The organism is Pontibacillus yanchengensis (assembly GCF_009856295.1).
In the GTDB taxonomy this organism is placed as follows: Bacteria; Bacillota; Bacilli; order Bacillales; family BH030062; genus Pontibacillus; species Pontibacillus yanchengensis_A.
Genome location: NZ_WMEU01000001.1, coordinates 894981 through 912891 on the forward strand (window position 1 = coordinate 894981; position 17911 = coordinate 912891).

The 17911-nt window shown below is 38.3% G+C and carries 13 protein-coding genes; all 13 read right to left on the reverse strand.

All coding sequences use genetic code 11. The annotated features are described in order from the left end of the window. Positions 1-10: 10 nt before the first annotated feature. The 13 genes from GLW08_RS04380 to proB (GLW08_RS04440) all read right to left on the reverse strand — a co-directional run bounded on the left by GLW08_RS04380 (position 11) and on the right by proB (GLW08_RS04440) (position 17909). Positions 11-721, reverse strand: coding sequence for a FadR/GntR family transcriptional regulator (locus GLW08_RS04380; RefSeq protein ID WP_160847330.1), 711 nt, complete (start codon positions 719-721; stop codon positions 11-13). Positions 722-726: 5 nt separating this feature from the next. Beyond that, complete coding sequence (locus GLW08_RS04385) at positions 727-2103, reverse strand: sodium/glutamate symporter (protein ID WP_160847331.1); 1377 nt, start codon at positions 2101-2103, stop codon at positions 727-729. Between the two features lie 293 nt (positions 2104-2396). Next, positions 2397-2801 carry a cbb3-type cytochrome c oxidase subunit I gene (locus GLW08_RS04390; RefSeq protein ID WP_160847332.1) on the reverse strand — a complete coding sequence of 135 codons (405 nt, stop codon included), beginning with the start codon at positions 2799-2801 and terminating at the stop codon, positions 2397-2399. 252 nt (positions 2802-3053) lie between these two features. Continuing rightward, entirely contained in the window at positions 3054-6284 is a 3231-nt protein-coding gene (locus tag GLW08_RS04395) for a cellobiose phosphorylase (RefSeq protein WP_160847333.1), read from the reverse strand. Positions 6285-6313: 29 nt separating this feature from the next. Beyond that, entirely contained in the window at positions 6314-7648 is a 1335-nt protein-coding gene (locus GLW08_RS04400; RefSeq protein ID WP_160847334.1) for a glycoside hydrolase family 30 protein, read from the reverse strand. A 41-nt stretch (positions 7649-7689) separates the two neighbouring features. Further along, positions 7690-9024 carry a GH1 family beta-glucosidase gene (locus tag GLW08_RS04405; protein ID WP_160847335.1) on the reverse strand — a complete coding sequence of 445 codons (1335 nt, stop codon included), beginning with the start codon at positions 9022-9024 and terminating at the stop codon, positions 7690-7692. A gap of 17 nt (positions 9025-9041) precedes the next feature. After that, the gene (locus GLW08_RS04410) at positions 9042-9869 is read right to left on the reverse strand and encodes a carbohydrate ABC transporter permease (RefSeq protein ID WP_160847336.1); all 828 of its coding nucleotides are present in this window, start codon (positions 9867-9869) and stop codon (positions 9042-9044) included. A 12-nt stretch (positions 9870-9881) separates the two neighbouring features. After that, positions 9882-10769 carry a carbohydrate ABC transporter permease gene (locus tag GLW08_RS04415; RefSeq protein WP_160847337.1) on the reverse strand — a complete coding sequence of 296 codons (888 nt, stop codon included), beginning with the start codon at positions 10767-10769 and terminating at the stop codon, positions 9882-9884. A 241-nt stretch (positions 10770-11010) separates the two neighbouring features. Continuing rightward, a complete protein-coding gene (locus tag GLW08_RS04420) occupies positions 11011-12345 on the reverse strand; it encodes an extracellular solute-binding protein (RefSeq protein ID WP_337193894.1) in 1335 nt (444 codons plus the stop codon). Between the two features lie 152 nt (positions 12346-12497). After that, entirely contained in the window at positions 12498-13505 is a 1008-nt protein-coding gene (locus GLW08_RS04425) for a LacI family DNA-binding transcriptional regulator (RefSeq protein WP_160847338.1), read from the reverse strand. Between the two features lie 342 nt (positions 13506-13847). Continuing rightward, positions 13848-14975 carry a glutamate 5-kinase gene (gene proB, locus GLW08_RS04430; protein ID WP_160847339.1) on the reverse strand — a complete coding sequence of 376 codons (1128 nt, stop codon included), beginning with the start codon at positions 14973-14975 and terminating at the stop codon, positions 13848-13850. A 525-nt stretch (positions 14976-15500) separates the two neighbouring features. Then, the gene (locus GLW08_RS04435; protein WP_160847340.1) at positions 15501-16763 is read right to left on the reverse strand and encodes a glutamate-5-semialdehyde dehydrogenase; all 1263 of its coding nucleotides are present in this window, start codon (positions 16761-16763) and stop codon (positions 15501-15503) included. 18 nt (positions 16764-16781) lie between these two features. Further along, the gene (gene proB, locus GLW08_RS04440) at positions 16782-17909 is read right to left on the reverse strand and encodes a glutamate 5-kinase (protein ID WP_160847341.1); all 1128 of its coding nucleotides are present in this window, start codon (positions 17907-17909) and stop codon (positions 16782-16784) included. Positions 17910-17911 lie beyond the last annotated feature (2 nt).

The following is a 17911-nucleotide window of genomic DNA, read 5'->3' on the forward strand; positions in this document are numbered from 1 at the left end:
TCTCTCCCTTTTATGAATTAGCTGCTTGATTGAGCTCTTCTTCAAATTTCTTTCGTGCATTGGATAAATGAGTTTGCATTTCTTCTTTGGCTTTTGGACCATTTCCCTGGCAAATCGCGGCATAAATTCGCTCATGCTCACTTAATACTTGCACTCTTTTTTCAGAAACACCCATATTTTTCATAAGAGAAAAACGAATCGCTTTTTCATACAAATTCGTTACTCCTTCAATGGTTTGATTTAAAATAGGGTTGTGAGAGGCTTTTACAATTGCATTGTGAAACGCAATATCCTCCTTGTACCCAATTTGGTTTTCATCCTGTGATAACCGGATTGCATCTAGGTTTTGTTTCATTTCTTCTAGCTCTTCTGGAGTTCGGCGTTCAGCTGCTAGTCTTGCAGCTTCTGTCTCTAATATGATTCTTGTTTCAAGGAGGTTCAGCACTTCCTTTGGATCTACAAATTCAAACTGTGTCTCCTCCATCAAGTTGCTTAGAGAAGTAGCTTGTATGACACTTCCTCCTCCTTGCTTGGAAGTCGTAAGGCCGCTAGCTTCTAGAACACTTAAAGCTTCTCTAACTGGCGTCCGACTTACCCCAAACATTTCAGAAAGTTGTTTCTCTGTTGGCAGCTTATCGCCAGGCTTCATTTTTTCTTGTTGAATCATTTCTTTAATGCGATCGAATACTTGCATGGATACTTTCTTCCGTTCTATTTTCATTTAAATCATTGAGCCTCCTCGTAGGAATAAACAGGTTTGCTATTTCGGTAGTCTACTGTTTCTTTCGAGACTAGCCAACCTGATTTCGCTGCTATGAGTAAAATAACGACACTACCTCCTAGTAAAATAAGTGGGAATACTCCACCTAGGCCTGACATCATCATGATCGGACCAAAGGTAATGATTAAAATCTCGACTGGAACCATACCAACGTAGCTTAATGCGTAGTCATCCAATGTGGAACTTTTCATTTTTGGATCAACAATGCGTAATAGCGCTATCCCCATTGCTACTGTTCCAGTACTCCATCCCCATCCAAAGATACCATTTTCAAACCAGTGTTGATGAAATACTCGCGGTGCGATGAAATGGAAAATACAATACGCCCAAATAATACCAAAGATAAACAATGCAATAAGTGGCCAAGCATATGCCGCTACAACAGCTAGATTAATCGATGTAATCCCAAACGCTACAATCAAATCTGTAGCTGTGCCACTAATACGATCAATAATCCGCTTATCTACGTAGTCATTTGCCTTGGTGGCGTTCAGTACGAATTGGACAATCAATCCAACCACAAATGATAGACTTAACAACGGTACACTAATGCTTGGGAAGACGGACTCAATCCAAGATTGTAGAAAGTAACTTCCCATTACCACTAATGATATAATCGCAATATGAAAAAATAACGGATCCACGGTGTTACTGGAAACAGTATCATCGCCAAAGCTTTTACGATTGTCTTGAGGTACAAGTCCTGTCCTAAGTTCATTTGGTAGATCTTTAAAGTCCGAGATGAAATTAGTCTGGTTGTTTCTAGCACTTTTCTTGATTAAAAATAGTCCACCTAATATGGCACAAATTAATCCAATCGTTGCCGATGTATAGCCAAGGGCTGTCGCTTCCTCCCAGCCAAGTCCACTAAACGCTTCTCCAACTGCAGCCGCTGTTCCGTGACCTCCAAGGAAGCCTGCTCCTAGTACCAATCCAAATCCAGTAGGAATGTCCCAAACCCTTGCAAGCAATAAGTATGTAATCATTGCTCCGCCGCCCCACATTAAAAGAGTCAGCATCATAGAATAAACCCACATGTTACGAATACGCCCAAATGTTTGCTGCCAATTCACTTTCGCAGCCCCGATTGGAATAGCACCAAAAATGACAGCTATTAAAATCGTAGGATAATGACTAACCAGATCGGAAAACGGTAATAGATTGAACCCATTTGGACCTAAAGTTAGTCCAGCCAACCCAGCAATAATACTCGCTGGAATAAATACTTTTTGAATGCCTGTCACTTTCGCCCGAAGCACTACTCCTACCAACAACAACATCGAAATCAATCCTAAATCAACAGCTAAATCCCATACAGACAATGAATACCCTCCCAAACACCGCAACTATGTAAGCGGTATCATTTAATTTGTATGACAATTATACAATACGACGAATTTATTTGTGAAGTGTAATTTTTAGAAAATTAAAAACTGTGTAAAAAGTCCTTTTATTAAATATCCATCATGTATAAGTATATTTTCTCTTACCTCAACAAAAAGAGGCTGCCCCTTAGTAGAGACAGCCTTTTAAAAAGTAAGGTATCGTATAAAATTGGTCCTTTAAGCGTCTAGAAACAGAATTCAGTAACCAGTTTTTCTTTATTAAACATAAATCAATCTTGCATGTTCTGCTCTTGCTTAAGTTTCGCTTCGTTACTCGCTTTCAACTTGAATAGAACATTAGAAGCAAATACTAATACGGCAATCGCTAATAAATTACTTCCAACAATAATACCAGGTACAAAACTAATGTTTCCGGTCAGCACAAAGCTTAGAGATATCATGAATATTGGCATCGCAATGTTGTACAACCAAAAATGGACTTTTGCTAGAGAATTATCAATACTTTGAAAATAATGATAAATAATACCGAATAGAGCCATAGAAACCCAACCAGCTAAATTAATATGGGCATGAGCACCCTTTAAATCAAAATCCTGCGTCATATCCATGTAAATTCCGTACCCAATCCCCACTAAAAAGTAAACAACAGCCATTTTCAAAAACGGTATTCCCACTTGTCTCCTCCTTTTTTCTTAAGCTATGTTTCATACTTACAACTAGTTTTTAGTAAATATGTTTATCTATGGTAAAAAAAGAGGAAGTAAAATGAGATGAAGGGACAGGTTCCTCGTCTCATCGTGTCCTTAAATTGAGACAACGCACCTGTCCCTGTATCTCAGTTAGTAAAAAAACAGCACCCGCTATTAGAAAGCGAGTGCTTGTTCACGTATTGGTATGTTCAACATAATTTACGCATTTTAATTAGACTAGCTCATCTCCACTTCAATAGAGGCTACATCACCATTACGTATGTCGTAAGCGATATCACCAACTATGATTGCATCCTCTATGATTTCTGATTTTCCATCATGGTACACTAGCTTCATGGAATTAACTTCGGTATGATTTTCGCCATACGTATTACGTTTATCTTGGTTTTTATACGTAATGGTAGTACTGCCTAAAAATGTAGCTGATACCTCACCTTGCTCATTAAATAACCATCCTGGTAATATCGGATTTAATGCAAATGCTAGTTCTCCATTTACCATAGTGAATGGGTAATGACCAAACATCATCTCTTTCCACATGCTTAAGAATTCTGCCGTAGATCCACTTAGTCGCGCAACAAAACCTTGTCCATGAACCGCTGGATCTGGATTGACAGATGTAGCAATAAAAGAGACATTTTCAAGTGTACTCCTTCCATATTTCTCAGCATCTAAAAACGGTATGAGTGATGTTTTTATTTCCTCGAAAAACTCATCATATAAGGAAGATTTAATCAGTCCAAGTAAGTATTTATAGGACATATGGAGAAATACAGATTCTCTTTCTAGCCATCCTGGTGTGAATGCTTTAATCCTACCAATCTCGTACGACTCATTTGTTAGATCAACGGAGGTTTTATACATCTTTAACGCTTCATCAAATAAAGCTGTCTCTTTTACAGCGTTATAGATAGATAAGGATACTTCTTTATTTTCAGATGTCTTTAAAGCCCTTGCAGGAGCTTCTAAAAAGTGATTAAGAGGTTTGACCGTAAACCTTTTAACACGAACTGGCGGCAAACCTTCAAACGTTGATAATGTTTCGGATTGCTCCAAATCTATTACCTCATAATCGCTTGCTTCATAGGACAAGTAAGTTGGTGAGAGTCCATCACCTATTTCAATTGCACGTTGAATGCCTTTGTTGATTTTATTTAAAAACCCTTCATACATCGACTTTAGTTCGGCTAATGAAACAGATTCTTCCTTACCAGTTATCCCAAATCGTACATTCTCTCTGAATGTCTCCCTAAGAGTGGAAACTTCATCCCAGTACGTAAATTCATTGATATGGTCAGAGTAGTACTCCTCAACTAGAGTATTCACATTGTAAAGGAAGCTTGTAATTTCCTCAGGAAGATAAATGGATTTGCCTTCATACATGGACATATTCTGGAGCATAAAATTAATCAATCTTTTCAACTCAAATGTTTCACCCATACCTGATCCTATTAAACCTGGCAAACCATTTAGCGCATCATTCCAACCAGGCTTATTGGCTTCCATTTCAATTCCCATCCCATATGGATCTAAGGAAGAGAATTTTACTAAGGATAGCGAAATCAATTTTGCAAATAAACTGGTTTGATAGACTTCACCTTCACCCGATTTGGTTCGAAGCCAATTAGTATCTTGCAGACCAACTCCTAGTTTCTTCATTTTCTGTTCGTCTTCCTGTACTGCTCCATACTGTCTTACAGTACCGTTAGAAAGGACATGCTTTTGCTTTCTAGGAAGTACACGTACAGGACTATCAAAAAACGCATACGTATGATCATCAAATAAGAAAGCTTCGATCTGATCTGGATAAATAGCCAAGTAGCTTTCAATATGGTCAAGGTTATACGTCCAATGATCTGTCCAAAACCCTTCCCCGAAGCTAGCTTCTATTTGTTGAGTACTATTGGATAGGATGTTTGCTAGAAATTCATCTTCATTCCCCTTTACGTCAACATGATGAAGCGCAATATAATGCATGAGCTTACCAGGTGTGAAGCGGGAAGAAAGCAATTGTATAATCTCTTCTTGATGAGAAGATACATGGTTTTCTACAACTTGTTTAACGCTATCTAGACGTACTTGTGGAATTTCAAACGTGCATCCCTCCACCGAGAGTGGGTTATAGCCATCTATTTGAATCAAGCTCATAAACATGTTGACATTGAAACTGCCAATCTTAGGGTTAAAGAAGATATCATTTCGTCTATTCTGATTAGCATCACGAAAGTTTCCATTACCTTGAGAATAATACTCTGGTGCTATACGGAAGAAATTATAGTCCCTTTCCATATCGCCATGCTTTCTAGAAAATACGTGATAAACAAAGTTATCCTCTCCATTTTCTAACAATAACGGAACGCCTCCGCGTAATACATTGTCTAAATAGGTTTGACGACAGTATTGGTCAAAAACAGGGGAATCCGTGGCTGTCTGAATGGAATCGGTAAGTTGATGAACGAGCTCATCCGCAGCTTGTTGTTTTTCTTGTATGTAATTCAATCTTGTTAGTTCATTGACCCTAGAATTTATTACATCAATATCTTCTACATGGCCTATAATGCTAGAGATAGTAACAGACTGTTGTGGTTCCAAATATTTTTTGACAGGAGTAAATGCGCAAGGTACTTTATTAGCTGTAACTTGTGAAAAAGTAGCTAACTCATCCAAGGAATGTTGGATAAACCCTTCTGGATAACGAAGCGAGCTTTCTGTACCAAATAAGATATCTGCATCGACAATTGGAGACTGTAGCTGCTTATCATCTGTGAAAGATAGGTAAAAATGGCCTTTAGTCACTTCCTCTACCTTTGCTTCATCCCCAATACTTGCTCGAACATGATAAAAGGGAATGCTGTTCTCTAGGTTATACACTTCCATCCAACTTCTTAATAGGTTTCCTACTTCCTTATAAGCCATATTTTCAACCCCATAAGGAAGAACCTCCGGCATACCATCCACGACTTCCAAATCCAAGGGTGTGTCATTAAGGTTGGTAATTTCCACTTTTCGAACGAGTCCAGCGAAATGATCATGAGGAATTTGAAAATAGTTTACCGTTACGTTTATTCCGACTTCTGGATTGATTTCCTCAATTGTTAGCCGATTTTCTTTTATATACATGTTTCGTTGAATGTGTTCCGTATCTACATCAGGACTAAAGGGCTCTATTAGGCGCTCCTGATTCTTCAATTTAACAAACGTTCTAAAGCCGTTTTTCGATACATTGCGATAGGCAATACTCGCAGGTGAAAATTCCATAATAGGAGAATTTTTATTTTCTATTCCAAAGCTACAAATGCCTTGACCTCTATTCACGTAGAACGCCCACATTGGAATCCCTTTTACACCTGCAATCCCGGGTAGGAAACTAGAAAATGTCTTTGCCTTATCAAAGTTTTCAATAACAAATCCTTTTTGTGCATCATAATAATAGTGGCTTTTCCTCATAAACATGATACCTCCTTATCCATAATAAATTATCCGTTAACAATATAAGTAGCGATGGAATGGGCAGGGAGTTCAAAATGTATAAGATGATCACAGTCCCCTAAAGAGAATGCTTGGTGCTCATCAGACTCATTCATTACGACTACGGCAATGCTACCGTCCTTGTTTCTAAATGACGTAGTTTCTAAAACATCATGGTGATTGGTAACCCCAATTCGAAGAGCTCCAGGACGAATGAATTTACTAAAATGTCCAATATAATAGTACGAACTGTTGTAATGAAGTTCATTTGTTTTGGTATCGGCAATGATTGGAGCGTCACAAAGGTTTTGGACGTGGTTAGGACCACCATCTTCATTAAGAACCATGTTCCAATCCAAGTAACCTTCAGTCCAATTATTTAAATCACCAATCATATTTCTTCCATATCGCTCACCTGTGAACCATTCACCTAGCTTTACTCCACCTTCTTGGCAACCTTCCGTGAACAAAAGATGTTTATCTGGGAATCGGTTATGCACCTCTCCAACTTGCTCGAAATCTTCACTCACATACCAATGAAAACCAGTTCCCCATACATATTTTGCTGCTTCAGGGTCAGACAAAACAGTGGAAGCTCTCTCAACGATTTGATCACGGTTATGATCCCAGATGAGGATATTAATATCCTCTAGTCCATTCTCATGCAGTGTAGGTCCGAGATGATTTTTCACAAAGTCTCGTTCTTCCTCAGCAGAATAAATACAAGAATCCCAAACTTGGACAGCTGCTGGTTCGTTTTGAACAGAAACGCCCCATATCTCCAATCCTTCCCGTTGATATTCCTGGATAAATGTTGCATAGTACTTCGCCCATGTTTGTTGGTACTCTGGTAAAAGCTGTCCACCGTTATTCATATCTTGATTTGTTTTCATCCAAGCAGGAGGACTCCAAGGAGATGCTAGAAGTGGGATCGTGTCTCCCTTCACTTTCATAGCATCCTTCAAGAGTGGGAGAACCCATTTGTGATCTCGAGAAATATCGAATGTAGCTAAGTCAACATCTCCTTCTTGAACATACGTATAATTCTCTAAAGCGAAATCGCAACTATGAATATGAACACGACCAATGTTGTACCCAATACCCTCATTTTGATCAAAATATTTGTGCAGTACCTCTGCTCGTTTATCCTCAGACATCTGACTAAGTGTGTAAGCCGTAGCTTCCGTAAAGGCCCCTCCAAATCCAAAGATAGATTGATAGGTTATGGAGGGATCGATACAAATATCTGCTTCCTGATTATCCGACGTAAACGACACTGTTTCCTTTTCTGTTAACCGATCTTCCGTATCTCGTGCCGTTACAATTTGTTTTACTGTTCTCATTCTTTCACTCCTCCCATGAACGAAACCGGTTTCTATTTTACCTAAAGTTGTCTACTATGAACAATCTCTGCATATCGTTTGGCACTGTCTTTCATATACCTTTTCTGGGTTTGAAAGTCGACATACGTAATTCCAAACCGTTTATCATAGCCAAATGCCCACTCAAAATTATCAAGCAGCGACCACAAGTAATAGCCTTGAATGTTCATCCCTTCCTCATTTAAGGCAGATATGGCTTCAATATGTTGCTCCATATAATCTCTTCGTTCTACATCCTTCACGGTTCCATCTTCCTCAAGGACATCTTGAAATGCAGCCCCATTCTCCGTAATATATATAGGCAAGTCTGTAAAATCCCTTCTAAGGGTGCGAATTAGTTCTTTGAATTCATTCGGGGATACATCCCATCCCATACCAGTTTTAGGATAATCTGATTCTGCTGGCTCAAATAGAAGTGGTGAGTTAGTAGAATAACGAATTAACGCTCGATTATAAAAATTAATTCCAAAAAAATCACATGGACTTGCAATGGTACCCATATCTCCTTCTTGAATAAAATCAAAGCTTGAGACTTGCTTAGAGTATAAATTCAACATATCTTTTGGATAGCTAGCTTTGAATACTGGATCTAAAAACCAACGATTCAGATATCCATCATAATTATTTGCCGCAAGTTCATCTTCTACACGTTCACTAGCAGGATAAACAGGGGAAAGATTCAACGTGATTCCAATAGGTTTAGTTAAGTGAAGCTGATTTTTATAAAGCTCTACAGCTTTGCCATGAGATAGCAGCAAATGATGAGAAACTCTTACTGCCTCGTCCAAATTCGTATGACCTGGTGCGTGAACTCCTTCATAATAACCCAAAAGTGCTGCACACCACGGTTCATTATGAGTAATCCACATTGAGACAAGATCATCTAACTCTTCGAAACATTTTTCTGCGTATTCTAAAAACCATTGTACAGAATCCCGATTTACCCATCCACCTTTATCATATGCCCATTTCGGCATATCCCAGTGATATAGGGTTACGAAAGGTTTAATCCCTGCTTCCGTTAGCTTTTTAGCCAATTTCTTATAAAACTCCATACCTTCTGGATTATATTGGCCTTCGCTAGGAAAAACCCTTGGCCATGATATGGAAAACCTATAAGAGTCAACACCAAGTGCCTTAATGATCTCTATATCTTCCTCAAAACGATGGTAATGATCACAGGCTACATCACCAGTATCCCCATTCCAAACTTTCCCTGGTGTTTTTGAAAACTCATCCCATATAGACGGAGTTCTTCCCCCTTCGGTAGCCGCACCCTCAATCTGATAGGAAGACGTTGCGGTTCCAAAAATAAAATCCTTTGAAAATGTCTGCATGCTCTACACCTCTTCTATTATTCTTTTACAGATCCAGCTGAAATACTGCTTATGATATATTTAGAGAAGAACAAGAAGGCTACCATAATTGGTACAACCGAGATTGCAATTCCTATATACATAGAGCCTAAATTCTGTGCAACTTGCGAACCTTTTAAGAAACCCATTAATACTGGTAGCGTAAATTTCTCTGGTGAAAACAGAACAACCAATGGAACAATATAATTATTCCAAGATCCGATAAACGTAAAGATAGACATAGTAGCTACTGCCGGCATCATTATCGGAAGTGCAATCGTATGGAAGATTTTCAATTCACTTGCCCCATCCATTCGCGCTGCTTCTAATAGTGTTGGATGTAAGGTAGTTGCTAAATACTGTCTTAAGAAGAACACTACGAATGGACTTGCTATAGCTGGAACAATTAATGGAATAAATGTATCAAGGGTACCAATAAATTTATTTAATTCATAAAAACCAATTAAACCTAGTTGGCCAGGTACCATCATCATCAATAACATAAAAATGAATAGCGGGTTTTTACCCTTAAAGTTATAAACCGCAAACCCAAATGCAGTTAAGGCAGAAAAATACCCACTAAGAACCGTGACTGATACAGAAACAATTAAGCTATTCTTAAACCCAAGCCAAATGTTCACGTAATCCATCATTGTTTGATAGTTCTCAATTAACGAACTTCCTGGTAAAAAAGAGAAGCCTGATAGAATCTCTTTCGTATCTCGTGTGGCATTTACAATCATCATGTAAAAAGGCAGGGCACTGATTACAGCTAACAGAACTAAGCATACATAGACGATCAGTTTGGTATATTGCTTTCTAGTCATCTTATAACCCCCCTATTCTTTGACACTTTTACGATACATAGATTTAAATGTAATAGCTGAAAAGATTACTGTAATAAGGAATAATGCATATGCAATGGTCGCTGCATAGCCATAATTGTTATAACGGAATGCTTGGTTGTATAAATACAATACCATCGTGTTCAGGGAGCCTTCTGGTGCTCCTAGGCCATCCGTAATAAGCATTGGTAAATCAAATAATTGTAGACCACCAATTAAAGAAGTAATCATGACATATAACATAATTGGTTTCAGAAGAGGCAGCGTTATATGTACAAAAGTTTGCCATCGGTTAGCCCCATCAATTAATGCAGCTTCATATAATTCTCCCGGGATACCTGATACCCCTGCCATCAATACAATAAAGGTGTAACCAAACCACATCCACGTAAGAATAAGTGCCACAGAAACCTGAGCAGTTACAGGTTGATTTAACCAATTAATTGGCTCTGAGATAAGCCCTATCTGCTGTAGAAACATATTCACAGAACCGTGACGCCAATCTAGCATAATACTAAATAGAATTGCGACAGAACTTATAGTTATTAAGTTTGGTAGATAGAAAATGGCTCTAAAAAATCCAAGCCCTTTAATCTTAAATCGGAGATCTGAAAACAATGCTGCTAATAACAATGCAATCCCTAACTGGAGGGCGAAGTTTAATCCCCATATTTTCCACGTATTGAAGAAAGCCTCATAAAAATAGCTATCTGAAAAAATACGAATATAGTTAGTAAGCCCAATAAATTCAGGGGTTCCGTATCCCTCATAGCTAGTAAAGGTGTAGTAAAAGGTAAGCAGAACCGGATAGATATTAAAAACCAGAAAGATTGCAAAAAATGGCGCTATAAAGAAGTATCCTTTGTGATCTAATTTTTTCATATAGCACTCCTTCTTTCTCTTAGGCTAAAGAAATGCACAAGCACTTTGCATCCCTCGGAAAGACTTAAAAAGTCTAGACGTTGCAAATTTTCCACAGAGATGACTTACCTATAAACCCAATAGAGGATAGGCGTTAGAGATAGACATTTATAAGCCAAAGTTAAACTTTTAATACGTTTAAAGAGAAATTGGGATAAAAGCAATTGCTTATATCCCAATTTGTGTCTGTATCATAGTGCACTTATTGAGGCAATTTTAATTCTGGATATGCGTTTTTAACTTGCTTGTAAAACTCATTAACAGCTTCTTCTTTGGTTTTCTTCCCGTCAACATACTCTAGAACTTGACCACCTAGCAACGTATCAATTTGCTGGTCATATTTCGTTACAATACCAGCCTCAATTTTTTCTGCCTGGTCAAGAAAGAAAGTATAGTTATTTTGACCATCCAAGAAAGGCTCACTGAAATCATCTTTAATTTTCTCTGTTACAGGAAGATAGGAAAGCACGTCTCCTGTTTCTTTAGCCCAGTCTGTTAAGAATTCTTCTTCATGTGTCATCATCTTCACGAAATCCCATGCAAGCTCTTTATTTTTAGAACCGCTATAAATCCCTAACCAAGTACCACCCCAGAAATAAGGAGAAGGTCCATTCGTAACTGCCCAATCACCAGAAGTATCTTCAGCGTTTATTTTTAGAACACTGTGTAATCCCCAAGTTGGAAGAGCGTAAGAAAATACTTCTGTTTGACCAGTTGCTTCTTGCTCCCCCTCTTCTCCATCTTTATCTATACCAATTGGACCATTCATAGATTCAATCCATGTAGGAGACCATTCTGGTGCAAAAGCTGTGTATTCTTTATCACGTAATTTTTTAGCATGATCAAAGTAATTCAACTTCGCATCTGTCATGATTAGTTCATTATTTTCATTTACCCATGGTTGTGGTTCTTCACCTTTTGAGAACCAACGAATAGCTCCTTCATCTGGGAACAAGCTATATCCTTTTTCTTTCATTTTCTCGCCTACTTCAAATACACCATCCCAAGAAGACATCATTTCGCCCACTTCATTAGGATCATCCGTTCCTAGCACTTCAGTTGCGATACTTCTACGATAGAAAATACCACCAGGTGTAGTTTGCCATGAAAGCGCTTTGACGTTACCTTCTGAATCTTTACCTAAATCAAATACATAATCAACATAATCATCTGATAATTGGTCAGCATTATAAGGTTCTTCAGACAAGTTTTCCCAATAATTTCGATCTGTCCATTGCTTTAAGAAAGCAATTTCACCAGTAAAAACATCAGGTGCACCTACTCCACTTTCTAAGACTGGCTTCAACTTAGTAGGATAATCAGCAATAGGGACAATGGTTAACTCAACCTTAACGCCATTTCTTTCTTCAAATGTTTTGATTGGCTCTTTTAATTCATCGGTAAACGACCAAACCTTAAGAACATCATCCTTTGAATCAGAATCTGAACCAGAATTAGCATTTGTGTCAGATGAACAAGCAGCAGAAACAAGTAACGTAAGTACTAACATTAAATACAAACCAAACCTTTTTTTCACAAGGAAAACCTCCTAGTATTTTTTTAATGTATTAGAAAGGCAATCAAGCCTTAGACTAATCAACCTAATTGAAACCGGTTTCGTATAATTTTAAAAAAAGAGCTTTATGCATGTAATGTATTCGAAATCGGTTTCGAAATCATTGAAAAAAATTATATGCTACTACAAGAATGTCTTTCCACTAATTCTACAGGTATTATATGATGTTCTATACATTTTTCTTTTTCATTAATTTGTTTAACTAGTAGTTTTGCAGATTCAATACCTATCAAATCTGTCTTTTGTCTAATCGTAGTTAATGGTGGATGAACGTATTGAGATAATTCAATATCATCGTATCCTATAACTGATATATCTTCTGGTACGTGTAAACCATGGTTGCGAATGGCTTCTATGGCACCTATCGCCATACTATCTCCAGCTGCATACACAGCAGTTGGACGATTCATTAAAGCGAGTAATTTCTCCATCGCTTCATACCCACCATCTCTTGAAAAATACCTTCCATTCTCAATGTACTCTTCTCGAACGGGTATCCCTAAGTTTGTTAAAGTATGTTTATACCCCAGCATTCTTTGTTCTCCAGCATGAGTGGATTGGTGTCCCCTAATGTGTGCGATTGCACGATGACCAAGTCCGTATAAGTACTCTACTGCTTGTCTACTACCATCTAAATTATCTGAATAGACTGCGCTTGATTCTTTACTATTAAGATCAATAACAACACTAGGAATTGAATTTTCTATTAATTCTTGAACTTGTTCGTCATCGTAGGTTGAACAGACAATAACCACACCATCTACTCCTCTATAACGAAAGTGATCCAAATAACTTTTCTTTTGATTACTAATGCTTCTAGATGCAAAGAGTAGATCATACCCTAAGAGTTCAACTTGCTTTCGAAAGCTTTCAATGACAGCATTGAAGAAAGGATGCTTCATCCCGATACCTAATGACTCAATAAATACTACACCAATTGTCCAGGATTTTTTAGTCGTTAAGGATCTGGCATGAGAGTTAGGCAAATATCCTGTTTCTTCCATAGCTAATTGAATAGCTTTCTTGGTTTTTTCACTAACATCTTGATAATTATTAATGACTTTGGATACTGTTGTAACAGAATAACCTGTCTTTTTTGCTATATCATAAATGGTAACCATTGCAACCACCTCATCATTTCGAAAGCGCTTTCGTTAAATTTATTATAGTTTCAAACTTCATAGATTACAAGAAAAATTTTCAAAAAATTTGACTATATTTTCATTTTGTGAATTTATTGCGAAGAAAAGCGTTAGCGCCTGTTTTGCGACGTACAAACTGTACGGCTCCGTATGAGATAAAGGAAACACGAAGAGCGGTAACGATTCGATGTTGACTTATCGTAAGGAGGTGCAAGAAGTTTGATGGACATTGGGTACTGGAGCTAGATATGGCACCTAAATTTTCTCCCTCTTTTCTTACGAAAAAAATCAAGCTCCCCCTTAGCAGGAGAAGCTTGATTTTTACAACTTCATCGATACCTTTGTGGTAAGATGACACACAAATTGTTCTTTATCAATTGCGATTTCGTTTCCGGTTTTTAAGTTAGGATCAACATCGTGCCACTGCTTCATCATAGTAGAAGAGAAATTCACCACGCCAAGGCCTACTTCAACATTCGCTTCATCCAAAATACGTACAACCGCCCCTTTCTCAAAACTGCCTCGAACTGTGTCGACATCTTTAGGATGTATATCGACTTCTTCCTCGATAATTTCTCCAACACGACTGTTTTTCAATACCAATTCGCCTTCTGGACCAGAATTAAATGCTATCCATTGTTGTTTCTTATCAAGATTAAGCGAATCAGGGTTGGGATCAAAGTAAGTTCCTCTTGCATGCAAGTGAGCTGCATCATAGATTATATTGGATACGGTGGCTCTGCCTAAAAATGCTGATATACCAGAAGCCATCGCAATTTTGAAAGCATCGATTTTCGACCTCATTCCACCAGTTCCAACACTACTACCTGAACCTCCAGCTACGCTTTCTATTTCCTCGGTAATATCATAAACATGTTCAATAAGCTTCGAGTCGCTAGATTTTGGATCTCCATCATAAAGACCATCTACATCAGAGAGAACAATTAACTGATTTGCATCTACTAATGCAGCCACTTTTGCAGATAACGTATCATTGTCGCCAAATTTCAGTTCATCTGTGGTGACGGAGTCGTTCTCATTCACAATAGGGATAACACCGCGTTCTAATAACACATTTATCGTATTTTGAGCATTATTGTATCGCTCTTCGTTCGCAAGGTCGCTACGTGTTAATAAAATTTGTGATGCAATATATCCATGAGATACAAATAGTTCAGAGTAAGTCTCCATTAGCAAGCCTTGGCCAATAGATGCTGCAGCTTGGCGTTCGGGCAAAGTGTCAGGTCTTGTTAAACATCCTAACTTCCGATAGCCCGCAGCAACCGCTCCGGATGATACGAGTAACACTTCGTATCCTTCATCTTTCAACAACACTACTTCGTTAATTAACTTCTCTAGCTTTCGTCGGCTTAATTCTCCTTGAGAACTAGTTAACGAACTGCTGCCGATTTTTACGACAATCCGCTTATTTTCTGTGCCGTGTATCATCCACTCACTCCTTTTCTATGGCATGTACATTACATATTTTCATGATAAGAATATGTACGCTTCTTATGAATGAATATTCCTGCTTTTGAATATTTCGAAGAATTAAATATCTTTTATCATATCAAACAAAACATATTTAGCAAGGGGTTTGCGTAATTTTCTCTATAAAAAAATCGAGTGATTCCCGCATAATAATGTATTAATATGAGCGAAACCAGCAGAAATGACTATATTTATGCAAGTTTTTAGGGACTGCAGTGAGCAGAAGCTAAATAAATGCCCAAAAAATTTTATTCTCGAATTCTTTCGCACTACACACTGCAACCCAAAGAAAAGCGCAAGAGCCTTGTTCATCCCCGACAGGCTTAAACAAAGTCTCGTTGTGGCGATATTTACCACAGTAAGGATTTGCTTAAGACCGCAAGGAATAGGAGCTGAACCTAGACATGTAAGTGCCAAATCTTATACTTTCTTTACTTCAAAAAAAGTGCCTCTCCCTAACAAGGAGAGGCACCAATATTCATTTTATCTAATTTGACCTGTTCCAGTCATCATATATTTAATCGTTGTAAGAGCTGGCAGTCCCATGGGGCCACGTGCATGAAGCTTTTGTGTAGAGATACCAATTTCTGCTCCAAATCCTAGCGCCCCACCATCAGTAAAGCGAGTGGAAGCATTATGGTAAAGAGCCGCTGCATCGACTAGTTTCATGAACGTGTCAGCATTCTTTTGGTTTTCCGTAACAATCGCTTCAGAGTGTTTCGTACCATAGATTTCGATATGCTCAATTGCCTCTAGCACATCTGATACAGTCTTCACGGCAATATCTCTGCTTAAATATTCATTCGCCCAATCTTCTTCCGTTGCTGCATCAGATCCTGGGATAAGAGCTTGAGCGTACTCATCAGCATGGGCATGAATGCCATGTTCTGCTAGTGCGTTTTTGAACGCTTCTTGATGCTCTTGTAACCAGTCCTGATGTACAATAACTGTTTCAGCTGCATTACAAACCGCTGGTCGATCGGTTTTCGCATTAACGAGAATACTTAGTGCTTTCTCCACATCAGCTTCCTTATCGATGTAGATATGGCAATTCCCTACTCCTGTTTCTAGTACTGGAACAGTTGCATTATCTACTACGGCATTAATTAAAGACTCACCTCCACGAGGGATTAACACATCAATATGCTCTTTCATCGTAAAGAGTTGCTGTGTTGCTTCCCGATCAGTGCTATCGATGAATTGAATCGCATCTTCTGAAATTCGTGTTTCAGCTAAAGCAGAGCGCATTACTTCTACAATAGCTTTGTTGGAAGCAATTGCTGAAGAGCCACCTTTTAGCACAATGGCATTACCTGATTTCAATGCGAGTCCTGTCGCATCAACTGTTACGTTTGGACGAGCCTCATAAATCATACCGATTACACCAAGTGGTACGGTAACTTGTTGGACATCAAGTCCGTTGTCTAAAGTCCATTGGGATTTTACGATTCCATTTGGATCTTCAAGCTCAGCTACATCACGTAGTCCTTGCGCAAATTCCAATACACGGTCTTTGGATAAGGCTAGGCGATCCATAAAAGCATCATCAAAGTTCTTTTTACGCCCTTCTTCTAAATCAACTTCATTTGCCTTTAGAATTAGTTCATATTCTGTTTCCAGACGAGCTGCAACTTTGCGTAATGCTTCGTTTTTCTCTTCTGTTGAAAGAATGGCTAATAGTTTTGAAGCTTTCTGTGCTTTCATGGCTTGTTCTTTGACAGTTAACGATTGTTTAGTAGTAGTCATGACATCCTCCTTTATGATTTAAACGCTAGCAGGTACTGATATTTCGAGATGACATACCAGATGCTCACTCTCGACTGCTGCTTCTTGACCAGCTTCAAATTGAGTATCGACTTCTTGATACTTTCTAAATGTTTCCGAAGAATAATTAACAACACCGAGTCCTACTTCGTTACCACCCACGTCAATAATTCGAACTACGGATCCTTTGTCAAAATCACCTTTAACACTGTGAACACTTGCTGGAGAAAGACTTTCCTTCCCATCTACAATCATTTCAACAGTGCTCTCTTCAATAATCAGTTCACCTTCTGGACCTGAGTTGAAGGCAATCCATTGCTGCTTCTGATCAAGGTTATTTGTTTCTGCTTTTGGTTCAAAATACGTGCCATTTGCTTTCTGGTAAACAGCATCATAGACGATATTTGGGACACTTGCTTTTCCTATAAAAGATGTAATACCCGACGCCATTGCAATTTTAAAGGCATCTATTTTTGATCTCATTCCTCCTGTCCCCACTGAACTACCAGCATCTCCGGCGACTGCTTCAATTTCTGGTGTTATTTGATGAACTCGTTCAATCAGGCTCGCATCAGGGTTAGTGTTTGGATTATCATCATACAATCCTTCAATGTCTGAAAGGATAACAAGCTGGTCTGCATCTACTAATCCAGCAACCTTTGCAGATAGTGTATCATTATCACCAAACTTAAGAAAATCCATAGTTATCGTATCATTTTCGTTAACAATTGGGATAATACCTCTTTCTAATAAAACATTTATTGTGTTTCTTGCATTGTTATATCGACTCTCATCAGAAAAATCACTACGCGTAATCAAAATTTGCGACGCGATATAACCGTGAGAAATAAATAAATCAGAGTAGGATTCAATAAGCAATCCTTGACCTATGGACGCTGCAGCTTGTTTTTCAGGAAGTTTTGTTGGACGAGATAAGCAACCTAGTTTACGATAGCCTGCCGCAACGGCTCCTGATGATACAAGCAGTACTTCATGGCCTTCATCTTTTAACTGAACGACCTCATCTACTAATTTCTCTAGCTTTCTACGACTAATTTCTCCGTGTAAACTCGTTAATGAACTACTACCAATTTTAATGACTATGCGTTTCTTTTTCATATCTGACATGA

Coding starts and splice junctions, on each gene's coding strand:
- proB (WP_160847339.1), bottom strand. CDS start 14,975: ATGATACACGGCACAGAAAATAAGCGGATTGTCGTAAAAATCGGCAGC.
- GLW08_RS04380 (WP_160847330.1), bottom strand. CDS start 721: ATGAAAATAGAACGGAAGAAAGTATCCATGCAAGTATTCGATCGCATT.
- GLW08_RS04395 (WP_160847333.1), bottom strand. CDS start 6,284: ATGAGGAAAAGCCACTATTATTATGATGCACAAAAAGGATTTGTTATT.
- GLW08_RS04425 (WP_160847338.1), bottom strand. CDS start 13,505: ATGGTTACCATTTATGATATAGCAAAAAAGACAGGTTATTCTGTTACA.
- GLW08_RS04405 (WP_160847335.1), bottom strand. CDS start 9,024: ATGCAGACATTTTCAAAGGATTTTATTTTTGGAACCGCAACGTCTTCC.
- GLW08_RS04435 (WP_160847340.1), bottom strand. CDS start 16,763: ATGACTACTACTAAACAATCGTTAACTGTCAAAGAACAAGCCATGAAA.
- proB (WP_160847341.1), bottom strand. CDS start 17,909: ATGTCAGATATGAAAAAGAAACGCATAGTCATTAAAATTGGTAGTAGT.
- GLW08_RS04410 (WP_160847336.1), bottom strand. CDS start 9,869: ATGACTAGAAAGCAATATACCAAACTGATCGTCTATGTATGCTTAGTT.
- GLW08_RS04400 (WP_160847334.1), bottom strand. CDS start 7,648: ATGAGAACAGTAAAACAAATTGTAACGGCACGAGATACGGAAGATCGG.
- GLW08_RS04415 (WP_160847337.1), bottom strand. CDS start 10,769: ATGAAAAAATTAGATCACAAAGGATACTTCTTTATAGCGCCATTTTTT.